We start from the raw sequence: 21,526 nt of genomic DNA, 5'->3' as shown, positions 1-21,526 counted from the left end.
GGATGCTCGGTGGCGGCAAGGAGTGACCAGCACGACGTAGCGCGCGGCCGTCAGGTGGACGTGGACGGCGCGCTCGGAACCGACGTGTCCGCGTGGTGCATGCCGACGCCGAGCACCGACCGCGCCCGCCTGGCGGTGAGCGCGGTCGGTTTGTTAGCCGCTCTCAGAACGCCGGCAACACCGCGCCTTTGTACTTCTGCTCGATGAACGCCTTTACTTCCGGGCTGGTCAAGGCCTTGGCCAGCTTCTGCACGCGCGGATCGTCCTTGTTGTCCGGGCGCGAGACCAGGAAGTTCACGTACGGCGAGTCCTTGCTTTCGATCGCCAGCGCGTCGCGGGTCGGGTTGAGGCCGGCGTCGAGCGCGTAGTTGGTGTTGATCAGCGCCAGGTCGACCTGGTCGAGCACGCGCGGCAGCATCGCCGAGTCGAGTTCGCGGAACTTCAGCTGCTTGGGGTTCTCGACGATGTCGCGCTGGCTGGACAGGGCGTTGCTCGGATCCTTGAGTTTGATCACGCCCGCCTTGTCCAGCAGGATCAGCGCGCGGCTGTTGTTGCTGGGGTCGTTGGGAATCACCACGTCGGCGCCGTTGGGCAGTTCGGCCAATGCCTTGAACCGGCGCGAATACGCGCCGAACGGTTCGATATGCACGCCGACCACGGTCACCAGCTGGCTCTTGCGGTCGCGGTTGTAAGCATCCAGATACGGCTCGGTCTGGAAATAATTGACGTCGATCTGCTTCTGCACGACCTGGTCGTTGGGCTGCACGTAGTCGTTGAACACGCGCACGTCGAGCTTGACGCCCTGCTTGGCCAGCAGCGGTTCGACCACCTCCAGGATTTCGGCGTGTGGCACCGCGGTGGCGGCCACCGTCAGCGTGTCGCCGCCGCTACTGCCGCCGCTACCGCCACAGGAAGCCAGGGCCAGCGTGGCCGCAGCCAGGAGGGAACGAAACGCGAATGTGCTCATGTAGGGGTCCGTGGGAGGAGGAATGCGGCACTGCCGCAAGAGGTAAACCTAGCAGACCGCGGGTGCAGCGGCGATTCGCAAGCGCGTGTGGCCTGCGTGGCCCTCTGCGCCACGCGGCACCCGGTCGCGGCAGACCTCAGCGCCGGCTGTAGCGCGCCACCAGCCAGTCGCCCAGCATCTGCAGCAGCTGCACCAGCACCAGCAGGGCGATCACGGTGATCAGCGCGACATCCGAATGCGAGCGCAGATAGCCCTCGCGGTACGCGACATCGCCCAACCCGCCGGAGCCGATCGCACCGCCCATCGCGGTGAAGCCGATCAGCGCGATGGTGGTCACGGTGGCACCGGCGATCAGGCCCGGACGGGCTTCGGGCAGCAGCACGCGCAGCACCAGCTGGCGGGTGGTGGCGCCCATCGCCTGGCTGGCCTCGATGATCCCGCGGTCCACTTCGCGCAAGGCGGTTTCCACCAGCCGCGCATAGAACGGCGCGGCACCGACCACCAGCGGCAGGATCGCGCCGCGCACGCCCAGGGAGGTGCCCATCAGCGTCAGCGTCAGCGGAATCATCGCGATCATCAGGATGATGAAGGGCACCGAGCGCAGCAGGTTGATCACTGCCGCGAGCACGCCGTACAGCACCGGTCGGCGGCGCAGCTGCGGGGCGCCGCACAGGAACAGCGCCACCCCCAGCGGCAGCCCGATCAACAGCGTGAGCGGCAGCGCGCCGGCGAGCATCAGCAGGGTGTCCAGGGTGGCCTGGCCGATGTCGCCCCACTTGCCGGCGTCGAGATTGCGGAAAAACCCGCTGGTTGTCGCGATCGACAGGGTCATGCGCGCAAATCCTCCACATGCACGCCGGCGGCGACGAAGCCGGCGCGTGCCGCGTTATGGTCGCCACCGGTCAGGGCGACGATGAGCTGCCCATACGGGGTGTCCTTGATGCGGTCCACGCGCCCGGACAGGATGTTGTAGTCCACCCCGGTCTCGCGGGCGATGCGGCCGAGCACCGGTTCATAGGTGCCGTTGCCCAGGAAGGTCAGCCGCACGATGCTCCCGCCCACCGCAGCGAAGTCGCGATGCAGCTCGGCCTCGTCCACGTGTTCGGCCTCGGACACGAAGCGCCGGGTGGTGGGGTGCTGCGGATGCAGGAACACCTCGGTCACCGGGCCGGTTTCCACCAGCTTGCCGGCATCGAGCACCGCGACGCGGTCGCAGACCCGGCGGATCACGTCCATCTCGTGGGTGATCAGCACGATGGTCAGGCCCAGCTCGCGGTTGATCTGTGCCAGCAGCTGCAGCACCGAGGCGGTGGTCTGCGGGTCCAGCGCGCTGGTGGCTTCGTCGCACAGCAGGATCTGCGGCCGGGTGGCCAGCGCGCGCGCAATGCCCACGCGCTGCTTCTGCCCGCCGGACAACTGCGCCGGATACTTGCCGGCGTGCTGCTCCAGCCCGACCCGCGCCAGCAGCTCGGCCACGCGCGCATCGACCTCGGCGCGCGGGGTACCGGCCAGTTCCAGCGGAAACGCCACATTGCCGGCCACGGTGCGCGAGGACAGCAGGTTGAAGTGCTGGAAGATCATCCCGACACGCCGGCGCAGCGCGCGCAGGCCCTGGCTGTCCAGCGCGGTGACGTCCTCCTCGCCGATCAGCAGCCGCCCGCCGCTGGGTTCTTCCAGCCGGTTGATCAGCCGGATCAGCGTCGATTTGCCGGCACCGGAGTGGCCGATGATGCCGAACACCTCGCCGGGGCCGATCCGCAGGTCGAGGGGATGCAGCGCCACGACCTGGCGACCGTCAACGGAATAAGACTTGTGCAGGCGCTGAAACTGGATCACCGCGCGTGGCCGATTGGGGGGCCGTGAAGCCTACCAGTCAATGTTTGCGGACGATATTCCATTAGGTTCTAACCATGGGGATTCGGGAGTCGGGATTGGGGATTCGTTAGAGCAACGGCAAGGCGCCCTGACTTTTGCGAATCCCGAATCCCCAATCCCCAATCCCCAATCGCCAATCCCGACTTCAGAATCACGGCCTATCCAACGCCGCCGGGCGATCCGCCTGCCGTATCCGCTCCCGCCGCAGCAAATACAGCCCGCTGGCGACGATGATGCCGGTGCCGGTCCAGGTCCAGCCATCGGGCAGGGTCTGCCACAGCAGCCAGTCCAAGCCGATCACCCAGACCAGGCCGGTGTATTCCAGCGGCGCGATCATCGAGGCCTCGCCGCGCAGGAAGGCCTGGGTCAGCGCAATCTGCCCCAGTGCGCCAGCCAGGCCCATGCCGGCGATCAGCCAGGCGTGCTCGCCCCGCAACGGCACCCAGTCGGGAATGGCCAGCAGGCCGGCGCCGATCGCCATGAACAGCAGGAACGACACCACCATCGCCTGCGGGGTGTCGGTGCGGGTCAGCAGACTCACGCTGATGGCGGCGATGGCATAGGCGGTGGCCGCCAGCAGCACCATCAGGCCGGGCAGCGAGATCAGCCCGTCCACGCCCGGGCGCAACACCACGATCACCCCGACCAGGCCAATCCCGATCGCCGTCCAGCGGCGTGGCCCGACCCGCTCGCCCAGCAACGGCACCGACAGCGCCGCCACCAGCAACGGGGCGACGAAATACAGCGTGTAGGCGGTCGACAGCGGCATGCGCTTCAGGCCGTAGACGAAGCAGCCGATCATCACCATGCCCAGTACCCCGCGCAGCAGGTGCAGGCCCCAGCGCACCGGCACGATCGAGCGCGGGCCGGCGGTGGCAAATACCCACACCAGCACGAACGGCAGCGAGGCGGCGCCACGCAGCAGGGTGACCTGCAGCGGCGGATAATGCGCCGACAGCAGCTTCATTCCCGCGTCCATCAGCGAGAAGCAGGCCACGGCGGCCACCATCCAGGTGATGGCGGGAAGCGGAGAGCGGGTGGTGGGCATGGGCCATTATCGCTGCGCTTGCGCGCAGACTGCCAACCGCGTGTGGACCGGGGCGACGACGCGATGCCCTAGAATGGCGGCTGTTTATAGAGAGCAGGAGCTTTGCATGCCTTCATTCGACGTGGTGTCCGAAGTCGACAAGCACGAACTGACCAATGCGGTGGACCAGGCCAATCGCGAGCTGGATACGCGCTTCGATTTCAAGGGCGTGGAAGCCAGGTTCGAGCTGGAGGACGGCAAGGCGATCAACCAGTCCGCGCCCAGCGACTTCCAGGTCAAGCAGATGACCGACATCCTGCGCGCGCGCCTGCTGGCACGCGGCATCGACGTGCGCTGTCTGGAGTTCGGCGACATGGAGACCAACCTGGCCGGTGCGCGCCAGAAGGTCACCGTCAAGCAGGGCATCGAGCAGAAACAGGCCAAGCAGCTGGTCGCCAAGCTCAAGGAGGCCAAGCTCAAGGTCGAGGCGCAGATCAATGGCGACAAGCTGCGCGTGAGCGGCAAGAAGCGCGACGACCTGCAGGATGCGATGGCGCTGCTGAAGAAGGCCGATTTCGAGCTGCCGTTGCAGTTCGACAACTTCCGCGACTGAGCACGCGTTGTGGCTGACACGGCGCCTTGTTGTGCCGCGCTGTGCAGGCGGGCCGCGCAGCGCGGTGTGTCGGCCGCCCGTTACCCGGGCATCGGCCACGCGCGCGCCGGCGCGTTACGGAGCTGATGCAAGCATGCGTGGCCTGCTCTCCAGCCTGTTGCAACGCGCGCACCTGGCCACGGTGCCGCAGGCGCCGCCCGGTGCCGGGACGGCGTGCGCCATGACGCACGCACAGCCACGCATCGAAGCCGGCTCGACGCTGCACACGCTGGCCGGGCTGGACCCGCTCGCGGCTGCAGCGTTTGCCGATGCCTATGCGACGGAAGTGCAGCGCGCCATCGCCAGCTGCACGCTCGGCCAGGCCAGCACCAGCCGGGCGCAGGCGCTGGAGCAGATCCATTCGCTCAAGAACACGCTCTCGCTGACCGGCTCTGCCGAACTGCTGAACGCCTGCGACCAGTTGCGCGGCGATGTCGACGGCGGCGAACTCGGGTGCGCGCTTGCGCAGCGCTACACCGCCATTGCGACCGCGGCCGGCCTGTTGGTCAAGAATTACCGACGCACCCTCCCCAACGACGACACCGGCCCCGATGCGTAGTGGATCCAACCGTGCAGCGCCCGGCCTGATTCTGGCCGCCCGGCAGCTGCGCAACGACCGGCTGGTGCGGCTGTTCGAATCGTTCCTGGAATACCGCGCCTGCGTCGGCCGGGTGATCGTGCAGACCATCGTGGCCCTGTGGTGTTTCGGCTGGCTGTACGGGCCGCAGCCGGTGCTGGTCAGGGATGCGCAGGCGGTGTTCCCCACCGCGGCGATGCTGTGGGGGCTGGCGGTGGTCTGGATGGTGCTGGTGCGACGCCGGCTCATCCCGCCCGGCGAGTGGCTGGATGCGGTCGGGTTTGCGATGAACCTGCTGTTCATCGGCATCCAGACCTATCTGGCCTTCATCCTGCTGATGTCGCTGAATGCCTTCCTTCCCTTCATCACCATCGCCGCGGTGGCGCGCTACGGGCAGAAGGCGACGCTGCCGGTGCTGCTCAGCACCTTCGTGCTGATGCTGCTGACCGCGCCGGCCGGCTACTGGCTCTCGCGCCCTGCCTATTTCGTGTACGCGGTGGCGCTGAGCGTGGTACTGCCGCTGCTGGTGGCGCGCATCGTCAGCGCGATGCAGGAGATCGCCCTGCAGGCGCTGGCCTCGCGCGATGCGCAGAGCCGCTTCATCAGCACCATGAATCACGAACTGCGCACACCGTTGAACGCGGTCATCAACTGCGCGCAGCTGATCGATGGCGATACCTTGTCGGCACAACAACGCGAACTGATGCAGGCGATGACGGTCAATGCGATCGCGCTGCGCCACCGCGTGAACGAAGTGATCGACGTGGCCAGCATCGACGGTGGTCGGCTGCAGCTGCACAGCAAGCCGCTGAGCCTGCTCGATGTGCTGGCCACGGTCAAAGCGGTGTGTGCGAGTGCCGCGTCCACCAAGGGCGTGGCGCTGGAACTGCGCAGCGATGCGGCGCAGACGCCTGACCTCATCGGCGACGAGGGGCGTATCGAACAGGTCATCACCAACCTGGTCATCAATGCGATCAAGTTCACCCCGGCCGGTGGGTCGGTGGACGTGCTGCTCGCCGCCACGCAGGTGCAGCAGCGCTGGGCGATTTCGGTGACCGTGACCGACACCGGCATCGGCATTGCCGACGACCAGAAGGCCTACATCTTCACCCCCTTCACCCAGCTCAGCACCGGTTTCAGCCGCACCGAGGGCGGGGTCGGCCTGGGTTTGTACATTGCGCTGTCGGTGTCCGACGCGATGGGCGGCAGCCTGAGCGTGCGCGACAATCCCGGCGGCGGCAGCGTGTTTCGCTGGACCTTCGCGCTGGCTGCCGCCGCGGCGCACCGCAGCCGACCGCCGGCGCTGCGCGAGGCCCTGCAGCAGCATGCCGCGACGGTGCCGCCGCTGCATTGCCTGGTGTTCGAGGACTTGGACACCAATCGGCTGGTGATCGGCAACCTGCTCACCCGCGCCGGGCATCGGGTGAGCTTTCACAGCGATGGCAGCAACGCGGTGCAGCGCATCCGCGAAGCGGCGCCGGACCTGGTGTTCCTCGACCTGCACATGCCCGGCACCTCGGGCTGGGACGCGCTGCGCGAGGCCCGCGAGGCGATCGCCGCCCTGCCGCCGATCATCGTGCTGACCGCCGACACCCGCACCGATTCGATGCGCGAGGCCACCGCCGCCGGCGTTGCCGGCTATCTGTCCAAGCCGATCAACGCGCACGAGTTGCTGGCCATCCTGGGCGCGCAGGCCCCCCATGCAACCGGCTGACCTGAAACCGGGCAACGGGGCGCGCCAGCACTGGCATGCCGGCGCGCAGACGCGCACACCGCTGGCGCTGCTGTACCTGCACGGGTTCACCGCCAGCCCGGGAGAAGCCGGCGACCTGCCCGAGCAGATCGCCGATGCGCTGGCTGCCAACCTGTACGTGCACCGGTGGCCAGGGCATGGCCGCAGCGCGGCCGATGCGATGCAGGGGCTGACGCCGGCGGTGTTGCAGGCCTCGGCACTGGATGCGCTGGCGCAAGCGCAGCGCATGGGCGCGCGCGTGGCGATCGTCGGCTCGTCCATGGGCGCCACGCTGGGCTTGTGGCTGGCGGCGCAACGGCCCGATGCGGTGGCCGCAGTGATTGCCTGGTCACCGGGCATCCGGCCGGCCGACCCGGCGCTGCTGGATCAGGTCTGCGCCGCGCAAACGCCCTTGACCGACCCACGCCCGCGCACCGCCGCGTCCCTGGCGTTCTGGTCGAGCACCATCCACCCGGACGGCTTCCGCGCGCTGCGCAGCCTGTTCGACGCGGTTGCCGCCGATCCACCGTGGCCACGCGTGCGCTGCCCGGTGTTTCTGGGCTATTACCGCGCTGCCAACGGCGAGGAGGATCCAACCGCCTCGGTGCCGGCGATGCTGGCCATGTTCGCCGCGCTCGGCAGCGCGCCGGCACACACCTGCGCGATGGCCTTCGATACCGGCGCGCATGCGATCGGCTCGCCGCACAAGACCCCGCACGCCGATACGGTTGCGCGGGCCTCGATTGCATTCTTGCGCGCGCATGTCGGCCTCAAGGGCGCACGCCGATGACGCCGTATCCGCGTGAGCGCTGCAACTGCCGCGGGTTTTCCCTGCACTCCGCTCGCCGTGTCGGCCGCGCCTGCTCGGCGCGGCGCCGCAGCGGCACGGGCGGCCGCGCCGGCAGCGATCGCATACACTGGCCCACCATCACGCCGCCGCCACGATGACGCCCACGCCTGCCACGCTTGATCCGTTGACCGCCACCCGCCAGTGGATCGAGCGCGCGGTGATCGGCTTGAACCTGTGTCCATTCGCCAAGGCGGTCTACGTCAAGGAGCAGGTGCGGCTGGTGCTCAGCGATGCCAGCACGCCCGAGGCGCTACTCGAACAACTGGCCGAGGAGCTGGTGCTGCTGCGCGACACGCCGGCCGAGCAGATCGACACCACCTTGATCGTGCATCCGGACGTGCTCACCGATTTCCTGGACTACAACGACTTCCTCGACAACGCCGACGCGGCGGTGGACGCGCTGGATCTGGACGGCGTGCTGCAGGTGGCCAGCTTCCATCCGGACTATCAGTTCGCAGGCGCGGCGGTGGATGACGTGGCCAACTTCACCAACCGCTCGCCCTTCCCCACCTTGCACCTGCTGCGCGAAGACAGCGTGGAGCGCGCGGTGGCCGCGTTCCCGGACCCGGACGTGATCGTCGAACGCAATATCCAGACGCTGGAACGCCTGGGCCAGGACGGCTGGGAACGGTTGTTGAGCGCATCGCAGCACTGACCGCCGCAGCGCGTGCGGCGGCACCAGCGGTACCGGACGGCCGCGACGGCCGCGTCGGAGACACGTGGCGCCGTGCCGGCGCGCCCTAGCTCGGCCCACCGATGACGGCGCGGTAAGACACCAGGAGGCACCAGGAGGCACCAGCATGCCCGGGCCGCACGCGGGAATCGCGTTGCTGTGGCCACCACGGCGCCCGCGTTACAGTGCGCGCGACCTCACTGCCATGGTGCGCCCGATGCCGCTGACTCCCGCCGTCTCCGCATGGAATCCCTCCCCGTTGCAGGACCGCGTGGTGGTGATCACCGGTGGTGCCCAAGGCATCGGCCGTGGCATCGCGCAGGCGGTGCTGGGCGCCGGCGGCAGCGTGGTGATCGGCGACCTGGATGCCGATGCCGGCAAGGCCTGCCTGCAGGAGTGGGCGTTGCCGCGGCGCAGTGCCTTCGTGCGCTGCGATGCCGCGCGCGAACCGCAGGCAGCGCGCCTGATCGCTACCGCGCTCAAGCGCTTCGGGCGACTCGATGGCCTGGTCAACAACGCAGGCGTGGCCGATCCGCATGTGGCGCCACTGCCGCAACTGGACTGGGACGAGTGGAATCACCGGCTGGCCAGCCTGCATGGCGCATTCCTGTGCAGCAAGCAAGCCTTGCCCGCCTTGGCGCAGGCCCCGAGCGGCGGCGCGATCGTCAATATCGCCTCCACCCGCGCCTGGCAATCGGAGCCGCATAGCGAGGCCTATGCCGCCGCCAAGGGCGGGCTGGTGGCCTTCACCCACGCCTTGGCGCTGAGCGAAGGCCCGCAGGTACGCGTCAACAGCATCAGCCCGGGCTGGATCAGCACCGACGCCTGGCGCGCGCCGCAGCGCCGGCGCGCACCGAAATTGTCGCGACGCGACCATGCCCAGCATCCGGCCGGACGGGTCGGCACGCCGGACGACATCGCGCAACTGGCGGTCTATCTGCTGTCGCCGCAGCTGTCGGGCTTTGTGACCGGGCAGGACTTCATCATCGATGGCGGCATGTCGCGCAAGATGCAGTACGTCTAGGGAGTGCCGCGCATGCCAGGATCGGCGCATGCACACTCAACGGCCGCGGCGGCTCAGGCCTGCGCACCGCGGCCGAACAACACCGCAAGATCCTCCGCCGCCAACGCGCGCCATTGCCCGGACGGCAGGCCATCCAGCGACAAGCCACCGATGCGGCTGCGGTGCAAGGCCACCACGTGGTTGCCAGCGGCGGCGAACATGCGCCGCACCTGGTGATAGCGGCCTTCGTGCAAGGTCAGGCGTGCCTGGCGTGGGCCGAGCACGTCCAGTTCGGCCGGCAGCAGCGGTTTGGTTTCGCCTTCCAGCAGGAGCGTGCCGCTGGCAAACAGCGCCGCTTCGTCGCCGCGCAGGTCCTCGGCCAGGGTGACGTCGTAGACCTTGTCCAGCGCCGACTTGGGCGAAATGATCCGGTGCAGCAGCGCGCCGTCGTCGGTCATCAGCAACAGGCCGCTGGTCTCGCGGTCCAGCCGCCCCACCGGCGCCAGCACCGGTGCGCGCGAGCGGAAGCGCGGCGGCAGCAGTTCGTAGATCAGCCGGCCGGTGTCCTTGGTCGAGCAGGTGTAGCCGCCGGGCTTGTGCAGCAACAGGCTCAGACCCGGTGGCGGATCCAGCGGCTCGCCATCGATGCGGATCGCATCGTGCTCCACCTGGTCGTCGGCATACAGCACCTCGCCGGCGGCATCGGTGACCGCGCCCTGGCGAAACAGCTGGGTCACCTGCTTGCGGCTGCCGTAGCCGAGATTGGCGATGTGCTTGACCAGCTTCATGCGCGCGCTCCGCGGCCGCGGATGGCGGAAATCAGCTTGAACCCATCGCGTTCGGCGGCCACGCGCACCTGCCCGAAACTTTCGTTGAGCACGTATTCGTAGGGCAGATGCCGGTTGGCGACCAGCAGCAGCTGCCCACCCGGGCGCAGCGCCTGCGCGGCCACGGCGATGAAGCGCTGACCGATATCCGGGCGGTCGGCGCGCGAAGGCGTGTGGAACGGCGGGTTGCTGACGATGAAATCGTACTGCGCCGCCAGGCCGGCGGTGACGTCGCGCCAGTGGTACTGCAACTGCGCCGGATGCGCGATGGCCTGCAGATTGCGCTGCGCCAGGGTGAGTGCACGCGCCTCGGCCTCGTACAGATCCAGTCCGGTGACCTTGGGACAACGCGCCAGCACCTCGGCCGACAGATAGCCGAAGCCCGCGCCCAGGTCGGCACCGTACCCGGCCAGCGTGCCCGGCAGATGCTCGACCAGCAGCGCCGAGGCAGGATCGATGCGGTCCCAGGCGAACACACCGGGGCGGCTGACGAAGCGCCCGTCCAGGATCGGGCGCGGCGCATCCAGCGCGGCCCAGCGCGCCTGCAGCGCCGCATCGGTGTCGGCGGGCAGCGGCGGGCTCCAGTAGGTGCGGCAATGGTGCTTGGTCAGGCTGCCGGCCAGGCCGGTGAGCTGACACAGATCGGCCTCGCCCGAGCGCGCGCCCTCGTTGTTGGACTGGCAGGCCACCACGCGGCCGCCCGGCGCAGCCAGCGCCACTGCGCGCGCAAACAAGGCACGCGCTTCCTCGCGTTGCCGCGGCGGCAGCACCAGCACCAGGGCGTAACGGGTGCTGTCGGCCTCGATCTGGCTCTCTTCGCGCACGCTCCAGCCATTGCGCTCCAGCGCCTCGGCGAACGGGCGAAAGCTCTGCTCGCAGGTCAGTGCATCGGCCGCCGCATGCGCGCGCAGCGGAAAGCCGTCGCGCGCGCGCAGGAACAGCACCGGGCCGCTGGGCCACGGCAGCACGCCCTGGGCAAAGGGCAGAAACAGGGCTTGAAGCGGGGCATCGTGCGGGCCAGCCATCGGATCATCGGGTCGGGAACAGGCTGCCATTGTAAGGGAGCACTGCCTGTCCCCCCGCCCTGGTGCTGGCTTGAACGGGCGTTCGATTGCGTGACCTGCAGACCGCGGCCCTTCCAATGTCTATACGGACTATTGATGCGCACGCAACATCCGCCCACCTAGGCTGGAATCACACCAATACCGGAGAGACGCGATGCGAGCCCTGTTCGTAGGTGGAGTGGTCGACAACAGCGAAATGGATCTGGATGACACCCCGCCACCGATGCATTACCCCGAAAACACCGGCGCGGGCCGGCCGCGTTATCGCCTGCATCAGGTCGGCGAGCGCGATGACGGCAGCGTGGCGTATGCGGTCTATGGCGCGCCGGAGATGGCCGATGAAGACATCAGCCGGATCACCGAGGAACGCGGCTATGCACGACGTTTCAGCGCGTCGCCCGAATCGCCGCGCTGAGCGCACCGGCGCAACAGCGCGCGCGATAGCGGAACGCGCATGAAAAAACCGGGCCTGGGCCCGGTTTTTCCTGTTTGACGGCCTGGATCAGCGCGTCTTCGGTGTCACCCGCCAGATCACGTTCCCGACATCGTCGGCCACCAGCAGCGCGCCGGTATTGTCCGGGCTCACGCCCACCGGGCGCCCCTGCGCATTGCCCTCGGCGTCCAGGAAACCATCCAGCACGGTGATCGGCGTGCCGCTGGGCTTGCCGTCGGCAAACGGCACGAACAACACCTTGTAGCCGCTGGGCGGATCGCGATTCCACGAGCCGTGCTGGCCGATGAAGGCGCCCTGCCGGAAGCGCTCCGGCAGCAGGCTTCCGCTGGCAAAGCTCAGACCGAGCGAAGCGGTATGCGGGCCCAACGCGTAATCGGGCTTGAGCGCCTTGGCCACCAGCTCGGGGTTTTGCGGCTTGACCCGCTCGTCCACGTGCTGGCCGTAGTAGCTGTACGGCCAGCCATAAAAGCCGCCATCGCGCACCGACGTAAGGTAGTCGGGCACCAGATCGCTGCCGATCTCGTCGCGCTCGTTGACCACGACCCACAGCGATTTGCTCTGCGGTTCCCAGGCGGTGCCGACCGGATTGCGCAGGCCGCTGGCAAACACGCGGCTGCTGCCGGTGGCCGGGTCGATCTCCAGAATCGCCGCACGGTTGAGTTCGGCCTCCATGCCGTTTTCGGCCACATTGCTGTTGGAGCCGACGCCGACGTAGAGCTTGCTGCCGTCTGCACTGGCCAGGAGCGACTTGGTCCAGTGGTGATTCAGCCCACCAGGCAGATTGGCCACGAAGGTCGGCTTGGCGGTGATATGCGTCTCGCCGGGCTTGTACGGGAAGCTCACCAGCGCATCGGCATTGGCCACATAGAAACGATCGCCGACCAGGGCCATGCCGAATGGCGAAAACAGGCCGCTGATGAACTGGGTACGCACTTCGGCCACGCCGTCGCCGTCGGCATCGCGCAGCAAGGTGATGCGGTTGGCGCTGGGCACCACGGCACCGGCCTTGCTCATCATCGCGCCCTGCACCTTCTTGCGAATGCCACCGCCTTCGGCGCTGTCCGGTTTTGGCGGCTCGGCGGTTTCGGCCACCAGCACGTCGCCATTCGGCAGCACATAGATCCAACGCGGGTGGTCCAGATCACGCGCGAACGCGGCAACCTGCAGGTCGTCGGCGGCGATCGGCTTGGCGTTCTCGGTCCAGCGCTTGACCGGCGCCACCTTGACGGTGGGGATCAGGCGTTTGACCGGCTCGGGCAATTGCGGGTTCGGCCCGGTCCCCTGTTCGATGGCAAGCGTGGCGGTGTCGCCGCAGGCGGCGAGGACGGCGACGGTCAGTAACGACAGCGGCCAGCGGGCGAGCTTCAACGCGGGAGCATTCATTGCGCGGGCAATCCTGAACAGTTGCGACAATCGGCCATCATGCCGTCACCGCCAGGACGAGAAGTAAACACATCGTCAATGCATCGTTCAGGGCGCGGCTTGCGGATCACTGCCCAATGGCAACGGATGCACGGCCACGATGCGGTCCATCCAGATCCAGTGCGGCTCCTGTGCGGCGTCCAGCTGGTCGATGCGCAGCTGGCCGTTGAGCCCTTCGCGCTGCTGGTCGTCCAGGTAGGTCTGGATGCTCGGGCGCACCGCGACGGTGCCGCTGATCGTGCTGCCGTCGTCGAGCTCGACGCGGACGCGCTCCTGGCCACCGAGCAGCGAGACCCAATGTTCGAGCGTGGCGATCTGCACTTGTTCCGAATAGACGTGCGGGGCGTATCTGGACATGGCGTCATCTCCATCGAGGGAGTGCATCACGCTAGGCCACATGCTGTGAAAGAGGCAGCAAACAGCCCCCTTCGGCCGGTGGCGGATCTGTCGCCGCGACGGCGCGACATCAGACCCGCCTTCGGCCTCACTCCACCGATTCGCGCGCGGCGCGCACCGCGGTGACTAGCTGGGCGACGCTGTAGGGCTTGGCCAGATGCTCCTGGAAACCGGAGTCCAGCGCGCGCTTGCGATCGTCGTCGCGTGCCAGTGCGGTCACTGCCACGGCCGGCAGCGCCGCCGCATCCAGCCCCAGGTTGTCGCGCACGGTGCGGATCAGCCCGTAGCCGTCCATGCCCGGCATGCCGATGTCGGTCAGCATCAGATCGAAGCGTGCGTGGCCGCGATGATCGATCAATGCCAGCGCATCGGTGGCGCTGCCGGCGGTGACCACTTCGGCGCCCTGCTCTTCCAGCAGGCGGCGCAGGTAGTCGAGCATGTCCGGCTGATCTTCCACCGCCAGCAGGCGTAGGCCATTGAGCGCACGCGCTTCGATGATCTGCTCGGACATCAGCCGCCGGCGCAGCTCGCGCCGCGGACGCCTGGCCTGGTCGGGAACATGCTCGGGCAGGCGCACCGTGAACGTGGCGCCCTTGCCGCGCCCGCCACTGGTGGCGCTGACCTGGCCGCCATGCATTTCCACCAGCTGCTGCACGATCGCCAGGCCCAGGCCCAGGCCGCCGTGCTGGCGCGTGGTGGTGCCGTCGGCCTGGCGGAACCGGCCGAACAGATGCGGCAGGAATTCGGCTGCGATACCGTCGCCCGAATCGCGCACCGACACCAGCAAGTGGCCATCGTCGCGCTCGATGGTGACGTCGATGCGGCCATGCGCCGGAGTGAACTTGATCGCATTGGACAGCAGATTCCACAACACCTGCTGCAGCCGCGTGGCATCGCCAAGCACCAGGCACGGCGTCGACGGGGCATGCACCTCCAGCACCTGGTCCTTGCCCTCGGCCGCCAGCTCCTGGGTGTTCAAGGCTTCGCGCACCTGCTCGGCCAGGTCCAGCGACTCGACCTCCAGCTGCACCTTGCCCAGCAACATGCTGCTGAGATCGAGCATGTCCGAGATCAGGCGTTTCTGCGCACGGGCGCTGCTGGCGATCACCGACAGGCCCTTGTAGTTGGGATGGCCTTCCTCGACCCGCTGCAGCAACAGCTCGCTCCACCCCAGGATGGTGGTCAGCGGCGTGCGCAATTCGTGCGACAAGGTGGCCAGGAATTCGTCCTTGAGCCGCGCCATGCTCTCGGCTTCGTTGCGCGCACTGCGCTCGGATTCGAGCAGTTGCTCGCGCGCCAGTTCGATCTCGCGCTGTTCGGTCACGTCCGGGCTGCTGCCGGCCAGGCCGATGAAGCGCCCGTCGGCCGAGTAGCGCGGCGTGGCGGTCATCTCGATCCAGCGCCACTGTCCGTCGTGGCGCCGCGCACGCACCAGCGCGTGCAGGCCGCGCTGTTCGTCCAGCGCGGCGGCGAGTTCGAACTGGAAGATCGACAGGTCGTCCGGATGCAGCAACTCGCTCCAGGCCGAGACCGTGCCGCTGGAAATGTCGATGCCGAAAAATTCGCCATACGCGCTGTTGACGAAGCGCACCACGCCCTGCGCGTCCAGCACCCAGACCGGCATCGGCAGGCCGTCGGCCAGCGCGCTGAAGCGGGCCTCGCTCTCGGCCAGCTCGCGCTCCACCCGCTTGCGCTCGGTGATGTCCATGAACAACACCGCCACCCGCGCCTGCTCCGGCTGACCGACCCGGAACGCATCCACCGAGTACCAGCGGCGCAGCGCCTTGGCCTGCATTTCGAAGTGGATGCGGTTACCGGTGCGGGCGACATGGCCGTAGCGGTCGAACCACTCCTGTTCGTGGTCGGCCAGCATGCCGCGAATGGACACGTTCACCACGTCAGACAGACCGGTGTAACGCTCGAACGCGTCATTGGTCATGCGGAACACGTAATCGACGGCCTGGTCGCCGTCGAACACCATGTCGATGACGCAAAACCCCGCATCCAGGTTATGGAAGATCTCGTGGTACATCCCCGGGTCGAGGAAGGGCTCGGCGGATGCTGCCGGGAGGCCGGTGGCCAGATCGGGGCGGGTGGTCGAGGTGCTCAAATCGGGATCCAGGGGTGATGCCAGGGCGGATGACGGGCAGATGAAAGCACGCACGGTGTCGTCAGCGGGTGCACAGCCAGCCGACCCGGTTCACACGCATCCAGCCGGTTCCCCGGCGATCACCACAACAGCGCCGCGCACAGCGCGATGCATGCCGCCAGCACCACGATCCCGGCGATCACGCCGCGGAACACCCACTCGCCTTCGCGGCGCAATTGCTCGTCCATCCAGCGCTGCGCTTCTTCGCGCCAGGCGGTGGAGCGCGCGTACTCGGCATCGAGCAACAGCAGCCTCACCCGCGACAGGCCGAGCTTGGCGCATTCGCTGCGGCAGCGCTCGCTGAAACCATCTTCGCCGGTGGCGACCTGTGCGCCCAGCGGCAGCTGCAGTTCGAGTTCATGCCTGGACATAACGGGGACGCTCCTGATCAAGCTCGTGTTCCAGCGCCATCCGCGCCAGTTGGGTGTAGTTGGCACGCGGACCCTGGCCCCGGCCGGTGAGCATTCCCTGGTAATCCAGGTCCTGCCACACCCGCCCGGTCCACTCAACGCAATCCTCGGCAATCACCAGCATCAGCGAGTAGCGATACTCCAGCCCGTTGGCAGCGATGTAGGCGTAGACCGGCGGGAACTGCACCGCCACGTCGCCCTGGCGCGCCAACGCGGCCAGGTGCTCGCGCAAGGCCTCGCGCGGCGAGGCCCCCGGTGCCAGGCGCAGCGTGCGCGTTGCCAGATCCAGGTCCACCTCGCTTTGCAGGGCGACGAAGGCGGCCGCCCCGGTGGCGGGGTTGTGGCCGTGCTGCTTCGCCCAGTCGATGAACTGCAGGCGCACGTCCGACGGCATATGTGCCGGCGCCGAAGAGGCTGATTTTGTGCGGAAAGAGTGGGTGTCCATGCTGGCGATCTTCCCGGCTGCGCCGTGAAGCGCAGGCGCAGGCGCAGTGAACCCGCCGTCATGGTGCCGACGCCGCGGATTAACCGCGTGGCAATGGCCTGCCAGGCCTTGCGCGGCAAGCGTTGCCGGCAAGCAGACGCGCCCCCACACTGCACAAACGCCCGGTACTTCCACGTACCTTCCGCTTGGAGACTTTCCATGAAACGTTCCAGCCTTTGCGGCGCCAGCCTGTTGCTGGCAGGACTGCTCGCGGCAACCGGCGCGCAGGCACGTATACGTAACGTCACCGATCCACAGGCGCCGCGCGCGGTGAGCGGCGACGGCAAGGTCGATGTCCGCTGGACCGATCCGGCACAGTTTTCCGAAGTGCGCTTCAGCGGCAACCGCTGGGAAGCACAGCGTGGCGACTGGGTCACCCAGCTGGCGAGCTATTTCCAGCAGAGCGCCGCGCGCAAACTCCCCGACGGCCAGCACCTGAGCGTGACCATCACCGACATCCGACGCGCCGGCCAGTACGAGCCCTGGCGCGGGCCGCGCATGCAGGACGTGCGCATCGTCAAGGACATCTACCCGCCGCGCCTGAGCTTCAACTACACGCTGACCGGCGCCGATGGCCAGGTGATCGACCAGGGCGAACGCAAGCTGGTGGATTCGGCGTTTCTGATGAGCGGGCCGCGCCTGACCGACAGCGACCCGCTGCGCTTCGAGAAGGCGATGATCGACGACTGGGTGCGCAAGCAGTTCCGCGGCGACCGGAACACGGCCGGGCTGTGATTGGTTGGTGCTGACGGCGCCAGAAAAGCAACTCGGCTTTGTGTGAGAACGGCGCGTCGCGACGCGCCGTTTTTATTCATAGCGCGCAAGGCGATTACGCATCCGCAATGCCATGACGGTTAACAGCGCCATAGGAGTTACTAGCGCACTTCCGGCGTACGACAACCCCTTATCGCCCCTCTCCCGGCGGGGCGATAAGGCACTGCCTGCGCGCCATTGGCGCGCGGGCCTTGGAGTGCCCGCGCTGCTGGCGCGGGCCGGGCGCGGAGCGGGGGTTGGGGTAAGGGTATGGGGCGAAGCCCACGTGTCGTTCCAAGTGCCTGTGGCTTCGCACGTCTCCTCATCCTCCCCTTCGGGGCAGCTTCTCCCGATGGGAGAAGCGAGACACCTCACCGCGTGAGGCCCTCGCCCACTGCAGCCTCGCCCACATACACCCGCGGCACGCGCTTGAGTCCGCACAGCAACTGATACGCGCTGACATTGCACTGCGTTGCGAGCGGACTGACGCGCGGCGCGTCTCCCCAGAGCTGCACGCTGGCACCGATGTCGGCCTGCGGATGCTCGGTGAGATCCACGGTCAGCATGTCCATCGACACGCGGCCGATCAGCGGGCAGACCTGTCCATCCACCAGCACCGGCGTGCCGTTGGGGGCAAACTGCGGATAGCCGTCGGCATAGCCCATCGCCACCACGCCGACGCGGGTCGGCCGTTCGGCGACGAAACGTGCGCCGTAGCCCACCGGCTCGCCGGCCGGCAGCTCGCGCACCGAGATGATGCGCGAGCGCAGCGTCATCACCGGGCGCAGCTGCGCGGTGATGTCGGTGTCCTGCGGGAACGGGTTTGCGCCGTACAGCATCAACCCCGGACGCGACCAGTCGTTGCGCAGCGCCGGCCAGCCAAGCAGGCCGGGCGAATTGCGCAGGCTGGTTTCCGCAGGCATGCCGCCGGCGGTCAGCGCGAACGCCACCGCCTGTTCGTCGGTGCGGCTGCACTCCAGCTCGTCGGCGCGCGCCAGATGGGTCATCAGCACCAGCGAGGCGATCTGCGGCAGCCCGCGCAGACGCAGCCACGCCGCACGGAAATCTTCCGGCGACAGGCCCAGCCGGTGCATGCCGCTGTCCAGCTTCAGCCACACCCGCAACGGGCGCGGGCTCTGGAATTCGGCCAGCGCGCGCACCTGTTGCGGCGTGGCCACCACCGTCCACAGATCGTGCTCGGCGATCAGGCGCAGTTCGTCGTGTTCGAAGAACCCTTCCAGCAGCAGGATCGGCGCGCGGATGCCGGCATGGCGCAGCTCCAGCGCTTCTTCGATGCAGGCCACCGCAAAGCCGTCGGCCTCGCCGTCCAGCGCCTGCGCGCAGCGCACTGCGCCGTGGCCGTAGGCATCGGCCTTGAGCACCGCCAGGGCCTTGCTGTTACCCAGGCGCCTGGCCAGGCGGTAGTTGTGACGCAATGCGTCCAAGTCGATCAACGCTTGCGCAGGACGCACTACGCGGCCTCCTGCTGCGCGCGTGCGCTGCGTGGCGACAGGTAACGGAAGATGTCCAGGCCTTCGCTATCGATGTCGGGCGTACGGCCCTGCATCAGGTCGGCCAGGTAGCGGCCAGACCCACAGGCCATGGTCCAGCCCAGGGTGCCGTGGCCGGTATTGAGGAACAGGTTGGCATACGGCGTGGCGCCGACCACCGGCGTGCCGTCCGGCGTGGCCGGGCGCAGGCCGGTCCAGAACTCGGCCTGGGCCAGATCGCCGGCCCCGGGAAACAGGTCGTTGACCACCATCTCCAGCGTGGCGCGGCGGCGCGGATTCAGCGACAGGTCGAAGCCGGCCACCTCGGCCATGCCGCCGACGCGGATACGGTCGTCGAAGCGGGTCAGCGCGATCTTGTAGCTCTCGTCCAGCACCGTGGAGGTCGGCGCGCGCTGCGCGTCCACGATCGGAATGGTCAGCGAGTAGCCCTTGAGCGGATACACCGGCAGATGCAGGCCGAGCGAGAGCAGCAGGTCGGCCGAATAGCTGCCCAACGCCAGCACGTAGCGGTCGGCGGTTTCGATGCGGCCATCGATCTGCACGCCGGTGACGCGCCCACCTGCGTGCTGCAGATGCTCGATCTGCTGCCCGTAGCGGAACTCCACCCCGGCCTGCGTGGCCAGTTCGGCCAGGCGCTGGGTGAACAGCCGGCAGTCGCCGGTCTGGTCTTCGGGCAGGCGCAAGGCACCGGCCATCTGCGCGCCACCGCCGGCCAGGCCCGGCTCGAACTGCGCGATCTGCGCCGGGGTCAGCAGCTCGTAGGGCACGCCGTACTGGGCCAGCACCTCGATGTCCTGCGCGGCGGCATCCAGTTGCTGCTGGGTGCGGAACAGCTGGGTGGTGCCGAGCTGGCGACCCTCGAATTCGATGCCGGTGCTGGCACGCAATGCGTTCAGGCAATCACGGCTGTAGTCGGACATGCGCACCATGCGCGCCTTGTTCACCGCATAGCGCTCGGCGGTGCAGTTGCGCAACATCTGGCTGAGCCAGGCCAGTTGTCGCAGGTCGCGGGTGGGCCGGATCGACAACGGTGCATGCTGCTCGAACAGCCACTTCATCGCCTTGCCGGGCACACCCGGCGCAGCCCATGGCGAGGTGTAGCCAAACGACAGCTGGCCGGCGTTGGCATAGCTGGTCTCCAACGCCGCCGCCGGCTGGCGGTCGACCACGGTGACCTGGCAACCGGCCTGCGCCAGATACCAGGCCGTGGTGGTGCCGATGACGCCGCTACCGAGAATGAGCACCCGCATGTCGTTCTCCTGGAAAGGGTATTCCCCCACAACCAGGCGCCGAGGGGGATAGTTAGACGCAGTATATTGCGAGCCAGGCAGTGCCATTTCTGGAATCAGCGCACCTTGGCAGTGAATCCTCCTGTCAAAACTTGTGGAAGCAGACCCGATGACGACCCGCACGCGCGAGCTGGACAAGATCGACCGCAAGATCCTGCGCATCCTGCAGCAGGAGGGGCGGATTTCCTTTACCGAACTGGGCGAGCGGGTGGGTCTGTCGACCACCCCCTGCACCGAGCGCGTACGCCGGCTGGAGCGCGATGGCGCCATCACCGGTTACTACGCGCGGCTGGACCCGCACTATCTCAAGGCCAGCCTGCTGGTGTTCGTCGAGATCAGCCTGGCCTACAAGTCCGGCGACATCTTCGAGGAGTTCCGCCGCGCCGCGCTCAAGCTGCCCAACGTGCTGGAATGCCATCTGGTGTCGGGCGATTTCGACTACCTGCTCAAGGCGCGCATCAGCGAGATGGCGTCGTATCGCAAGCTGCTCGGCAGCACCTTGCTGACCATGCCGCATGTGCGCGAATCCAAGAGCTACATCGTGATGGAAGAGGTCAAGGAGACCCTGGCGTTGCCGATCGAGGGCTGATGGCTGGGATTCGGGATTCGTGACAGCGTGGGTCAGCGCACCACGCGCATGCCGTCGCCGGCCGGAACCGCGTCGTAGTAGCGCCCGGTCTTGGTATCCAGCACCCGGTTGGCGCCAGCCGGCTGCATGCCCTGCAGCAAGCGGCCATTGCGGTCGTAGACCATTGGCGCGCTGGCCGGCGCAACCTGGCTGCCGGCCGGTGCCACCGGCGTCTGTGCCGGGCCACGGGTCGGAATGGTGGGCGCGGACGGGCGCTGGCCGAGCTGCGAGGGCACCGGAGCCGTGCCCGGCGCAGGCTGCACGGCGCGCGGTGCGGTCAGCGTGGGCTGGGCGGGCGTGGGGCTGGTGATCGGCTGCAGGGTATTGGACGCGCGTGTGCTGGTGGCCGATTGCGCCGTTGCCGCGCCTGCGGCAAGCAACAGACCACACAGCAGCAGGCCGCGCATCGAAGAAGGAATCGCCATGACGGACACCGTGCTTGATCGAGGAGTACCGACTGGATGGGGGCGCCGATGTGCTGCGGCAATGCGGGAGATTGGCTGCGGGATGAACGCGTTCGTGAGGTGATAGCGGCGCGAAAGCATCCTTCTCCCAGCGGGAGAAGGTGGCGCGCAGCGCCGGATGAGGGTGCGTGCAACACCTGGCGATCAGTACGGGGCCATGGCCCCGCCGCCGTACCCTCAGCCCAACCCCCGCTCCGCGCCCCGGCCGGCGGGAGAGGGGCTTGGTCACCCGCACGCTTGAACCACGCCGACAACGCCCACATCACGAGTGCAGGCGCGGCACCCCTGCCAGCGCGCGCAGACGATCTCGGTGCGGATC

23 protein-coding genes and 1 other RNA gene are annotated in these 21,526 nt (G+C 68.0%); 9 read left to right on the top strand and 15 right to left on the bottom strand.

Going from position 1 to position 21,526, the window contains the following annotated elements:
- Window positions 1–24: 24 nt before the first annotated feature.
- The 5 genes from EO139_RS12165 to EO139_RS12145 all read right to left on the bottom strand — a co-directional run bounded on the left by EO139_RS12165 (window position 25) and on the right by EO139_RS12145 (window position 3,890).
- Window positions 25–101: non-coding RNA, sX9 sRNA (locus tag EO139_RS12165), on the bottom strand.
- A 62-nt stretch (window positions 102–163) separates the two neighbouring features.
- On the bottom strand, window positions 164–967 hold the full coding sequence (locus EO139_RS12160; RefSeq protein WP_024940265.1) for a MetQ/NlpA family ABC transporter substrate-binding protein: 804 nt from the start codon (window positions 965–967) through the stop codon (window positions 164–166).
- A gap of 136 nt (window positions 968–1,103) precedes the next feature.
- Window positions 1,104–1,799 carry a methionine ABC transporter permease gene (locus EO139_RS12155; protein WP_104583236.1) on the bottom strand — a complete coding sequence of 232 codons (696 nt, stop codon included), beginning with the start codon at window positions 1,797–1,799 and terminating at the stop codon, window positions 1,104–1,106.
- On the bottom strand, window positions 1,796–2,803 hold the full coding sequence (locus EO139_RS12150; protein ID WP_104583235.1) for a methionine ABC transporter ATP-binding protein: 1,008 nt from the start codon (window positions 2,801–2,803) through the stop codon (window positions 1,796–1,798). The genes EO139_RS12155 and EO139_RS12150 overlap by 4 nt, the downstream gene beginning before the upstream one ends.
- A gap of 190 nt (window positions 2,804–2,993) precedes the next feature.
- Complete coding sequence (locus EO139_RS12145; protein ID WP_126970830.1) at window positions 2,994–3,890, bottom strand: DMT family transporter; 897 nt, start codon at window positions 3,888–3,890, stop codon at window positions 2,994–2,996.
- 106 nt (window positions 3,891–3,996) lie between these two features.
- Between EO139_RS12145 and EO139_RS12140 the strand changes: the two genes are divergently transcribed.
- From EO139_RS12140 to EO139_RS12115, 6 genes are all read left to right on the top strand, one after another.
- Window positions 3,997–4,482 carry a YajQ family cyclic di-GMP-binding protein gene (locus EO139_RS12140; RefSeq protein ID WP_016903460.1) on the top strand — a complete coding sequence of 162 codons (486 nt, stop codon included), beginning with the start codon at window positions 3,997–3,999 and terminating at the stop codon, window positions 4,480–4,482.
- A 133-nt stretch (window positions 4,483–4,615) separates the two neighbouring features.
- A complete protein-coding gene (locus EO139_RS12135) occupies window positions 4,616–5,080 on the top strand; it encodes a hypothetical protein (protein ID WP_126970828.1) in 465 nt (154 codons plus the stop codon).
- A complete protein-coding gene (locus tag EO139_RS12130; RefSeq protein WP_126970826.1) occupies window positions 5,073–6,812 on the top strand; it encodes an ATP-binding protein in 1,740 nt (579 codons plus the stop codon). Before EO139_RS12135 ends, EO139_RS12130 begins: the two co-directional genes overlap by 8 nt.
- Window positions 6,799–7,620: an alpha/beta fold hydrolase gene (locus tag EO139_RS12125; protein ID WP_126970824.1), complete on the top strand. Its 822-nt coding sequence runs from the start codon at window positions 6,799–6,801 to the stop codon at window positions 7,618–7,620. The genes EO139_RS12130 and EO139_RS12125 overlap by 14 nt, the downstream gene beginning before the upstream one ends.
- Window positions 7,621–7,774: 154 nt before the next feature.
- On the top strand, window positions 7,775–8,335 hold the full coding sequence (locus tag EO139_RS12120) for a DUF1415 domain-containing protein (protein ID WP_104583230.1): 561 nt from the start codon (window positions 7,775–7,777) through the stop codon (window positions 8,333–8,335).
- Between the two features lie 235 nt (window positions 8,336–8,570).
- On the top strand, window positions 8,571–9,377 hold the full coding sequence (locus EO139_RS12115; protein WP_126970943.1) for an SDR family oxidoreductase: 807 nt from the start codon (window positions 8,571–8,573) through the stop codon (window positions 9,375–9,377).
- A 53-nt stretch (window positions 9,378–9,430) separates the two neighbouring features.
- On the opposite strand, the gene EO139_RS12110 is transcribed toward EO139_RS12115, so the two are convergent.
- The gene (locus tag EO139_RS12110; protein ID WP_119131752.1) at window positions 9,431–10,144 is read right to left on the bottom strand and encodes a pseudouridine synthase; all 714 of its coding nucleotides are present in this window, start codon (window positions 10,142–10,144) and stop codon (window positions 9,431–9,433) included.
- A complete protein-coding gene (locus tag EO139_RS12105; protein ID WP_126970822.1) occupies window positions 10,141–11,208 on the bottom strand; it encodes a class I SAM-dependent methyltransferase in 1,068 nt (355 codons plus the stop codon). Before EO139_RS12105 ends, EO139_RS12110 begins: the two co-directional genes overlap by 4 nt.
- A 193-nt stretch (window positions 11,209–11,401) precedes the next feature.
- Here EO139_RS12105 and EO139_RS12100 point away from each other — a divergent pair, with 193 nt between their 5' ends.
- Window positions 11,402–11,662 carry a hypothetical protein gene (locus tag EO139_RS12100; RefSeq protein ID WP_104583227.1) on the top strand — a complete coding sequence of 87 codons (261 nt, stop codon included), beginning with the start codon at window positions 11,402–11,404 and terminating at the stop codon, window positions 11,660–11,662.
- Between the two features lie 87 nt (window positions 11,663–11,749).
- Here the strand turns inward: EO139_RS12100 and EO139_RS12095 are convergent, their stop codons facing one another.
- From EO139_RS12095 to EO139_RS12075, 5 genes are all read right to left on the bottom strand, one after another.
- Window positions 11,750–13,084, bottom strand: a complete 1,335-nt coding sequence (locus EO139_RS12095; protein ID WP_104649342.1) for a sorbosone dehydrogenase family protein — start codon at window positions 13,082–13,084, stop codon at window positions 11,750–11,752.
- Window positions 13,085–13,171: 87 nt separating this feature from the next.
- Window positions 13,172–13,480: a DUF3247 family protein gene (locus EO139_RS12090; RefSeq protein ID WP_104562110.1), complete on the bottom strand. Its 309-nt coding sequence runs from the start codon at window positions 13,478–13,480 to the stop codon at window positions 13,172–13,174.
- A gap of 127 nt (window positions 13,481–13,607) precedes the next feature.
- A complete protein-coding gene (locus EO139_RS12085) occupies window positions 13,608–15,641 on the bottom strand; it encodes a PAS domain-containing sensor histidine kinase (protein WP_164739836.1) in 2,034 nt (677 codons plus the stop codon).
- Between the two features lie 107 nt (window positions 15,642–15,748).
- Window positions 15,749–16,039 carry a hypothetical protein gene (locus EO139_RS12080; protein WP_016903448.1) on the bottom strand — a complete coding sequence of 97 codons (291 nt, stop codon included), beginning with the start codon at window positions 16,037–16,039 and terminating at the stop codon, window positions 15,749–15,751.
- Window positions 16,026–16,472: a hypothetical protein gene (locus EO139_RS12075; RefSeq protein WP_164739831.1), complete on the bottom strand. Its 447-nt coding sequence runs from the start codon at window positions 16,470–16,472 to the stop codon at window positions 16,026–16,028. Before EO139_RS12075 ends, EO139_RS12080 begins: the two co-directional genes overlap by 14 nt.
- A gap of 249 nt (window positions 16,473–16,721) precedes the next feature.
- Here EO139_RS12075 and EO139_RS12070 point away from each other — a divergent pair, with 249 nt between their 5' ends.
- The gene (locus tag EO139_RS12070) at window positions 16,722–17,297 is read left to right on the top strand and encodes a DUF3016 domain-containing protein (RefSeq protein ID WP_126970818.1); all 576 of its coding nucleotides are present in this window, start codon (window positions 16,722–16,724) and stop codon (window positions 17,295–17,297) included.
- 389 nt (window positions 17,298–17,686) lie between these two features.
- Here EO139_RS12070 and alr read toward each other — a convergent pair whose 3' ends face one another.
- Together alr and EO139_RS12060 are read right to left on the bottom strand one after the other, a co-directional pair.
- On the bottom strand, window positions 17,687–18,787 hold the full coding sequence (gene alr / locus EO139_RS12065; RefSeq protein ID WP_126970816.1) for an alanine racemase: 1,101 nt from the start codon (window positions 18,785–18,787) through the stop codon (window positions 17,687–17,689).
- A complete protein-coding gene (locus EO139_RS12060) occupies window positions 18,787–20,076 on the bottom strand; it encodes a D-amino acid dehydrogenase (RefSeq protein ID WP_104649339.1) in 1,290 nt (429 codons plus the stop codon). Before EO139_RS12060 ends, alr begins: the two co-directional genes overlap by 1 nt.
- 148 nt (window positions 20,077–20,224) lie before the next feature.
- On the opposite strand from EO139_RS12060, the gene EO139_RS12055 reads away from it, so the two are divergent.
- On the top strand, window positions 20,225–20,704 hold the full coding sequence (locus EO139_RS12055) for an Lrp/AsnC ligand binding domain-containing protein (RefSeq protein ID WP_024940284.1): 480 nt from the start codon (window positions 20,225–20,227) through the stop codon (window positions 20,702–20,704).
- Between the two features lie 32 nt (window positions 20,705–20,736).
- Here the strand turns inward: EO139_RS12055 and EO139_RS12050 are convergent, their stop codons facing one another.
- A complete protein-coding gene (locus EO139_RS12050) occupies window positions 20,737–21,168 on the bottom strand; it encodes a hypothetical protein (RefSeq protein ID WP_104649338.1) in 432 nt (143 codons plus the stop codon).
- Window positions 21,169–21,526: the final 358 nt, after the last annotated feature.

Origin of the sequence: Xanthomonas sp. BRIP62411, from assembly GCF_003993525.1 — a bacterium.
Lineage (GTDB): Bacteria > Pseudomonadota > Gammaproteobacteria > Xanthomonadales > Xanthomonadaceae > Xanthomonas > Xanthomonas euroxanthea.
Note: the sequence above shows the minus strand (reverse complement) of the source record. Positions and strands in the feature narration are given on the sequence as shown.

Excerpts from the sequence above, each read along its gene's own strand:
- EO139_RS12160 (WP_024940265.1), bottom strand. The coding sequence starts at position 967 with ATGAGCACATTCGCGTTTCGTTCCCTCCTGGCTGCGGCCACGCTGGCC.
- EO139_RS12155 (WP_104583236.1), bottom strand. The coding sequence starts at position 1,799 with ATGACCCTGTCGATCGCGACAACCAGCGGGTTTTTCCGCAATCTCGAC.
- EO139_RS12145 (WP_126970830.1), bottom strand. The coding sequence starts at position 3,890 with ATGCCCACCACCCGCTCTCCGCTTCCCGCCATCACCTGGATGGTGGCC.
- EO139_RS12140 (WP_016903460.1), top strand. The coding sequence starts at position 3,997 with ATGCCTTCATTCGACGTGGTGTCCGAAGTCGACAAGCACGAACTGACC.
- EO139_RS12135 (WP_126970828.1), top strand. The coding sequence starts at position 4,616 with ATGCGTGGCCTGCTCTCCAGCCTGTTGCAACGCGCGCACCTGGCCACG.
- EO139_RS12130 (WP_126970826.1), top strand. The coding sequence starts at position 5,073 with ATGCGTAGTGGATCCAACCGTGCAGCGCCCGGCCTGATTCTGGCCGCC.
- EO139_RS12125 (WP_126970824.1), top strand. The coding sequence starts at position 6,799 with ATGCAACCGGCTGACCTGAAACCGGGCAACGGGGCGCGCCAGCACTGG.
- EO139_RS12120 (WP_104583230.1), top strand. The coding sequence starts at position 7,775 with ATGACGCCCACGCCTGCCACGCTTGATCCGTTGACCGCCACCCGCCAG.
- EO139_RS12115 (WP_126970943.1), top strand. The coding sequence starts at position 8,571 with ATGCCGCTGACTCCCGCCGTCTCCGCATGGAATCCCTCCCCGTTGCAG.
- EO139_RS12110 (WP_119131752.1), bottom strand. The coding sequence starts at position 10,144 with ATGAAGCTGGTCAAGCACATCGCCAATCTCGGCTACGGCAGCCGCAAG.
- EO139_RS12105 (WP_126970822.1), bottom strand. The coding sequence starts at position 11,208 with ATGGCTGGCCCGCACGATGCCCCGCTTCAAGCCCTGTTTCTGCCCTTT.
- EO139_RS12100 (WP_104583227.1), top strand. The coding sequence starts at position 11,402 with ATGCGAGCCCTGTTCGTAGGTGGAGTGGTCGACAACAGCGAAATGGAT.
- EO139_RS12095 (WP_104649342.1), bottom strand. The coding sequence starts at position 13,084 with ATGAATGCTCCCGCGTTGAAGCTCGCCCGCTGGCCGCTGTCGTTACTG.
- EO139_RS12090 (WP_104562110.1), bottom strand. The coding sequence starts at position 13,480 with ATGTCCAGATACGCCCCGCACGTCTATTCGGAACAAGTGCAGATCGCC.
- EO139_RS12080 (WP_016903448.1), bottom strand. The coding sequence starts at position 16,039 with ATGTCCAGGCATGAACTCGAACTGCAGCTGCCGCTGGGCGCACAGGTC.
- EO139_RS12075 (WP_164739831.1), bottom strand. The coding sequence starts at position 16,472 with ATGCCGTCGGACGTGCGCCTGCAGTTCATCGACTGGGCGAAGCAGCAC.
- EO139_RS12070 (WP_126970818.1), top strand. The coding sequence starts at position 16,722 with ATGAAACGTTCCAGCCTTTGCGGCGCCAGCCTGTTGCTGGCAGGACTG.
- EO139_RS12060 (WP_104649339.1), bottom strand. The coding sequence starts at position 20,076 with ATGCGGGTGCTCATTCTCGGTAGCGGCGTCATCGGCACCACCACGGCC.
- EO139_RS12055 (WP_024940284.1), top strand. The coding sequence starts at position 20,225 with ATGACGACCCGCACGCGCGAGCTGGACAAGATCGACCGCAAGATCCTG.
- EO139_RS12050 (WP_104649338.1), bottom strand. The coding sequence starts at position 21,168 with ATGGCGATTCCTTCTTCGATGCGCGGCCTGCTGCTGTGTGGTCTGTTG.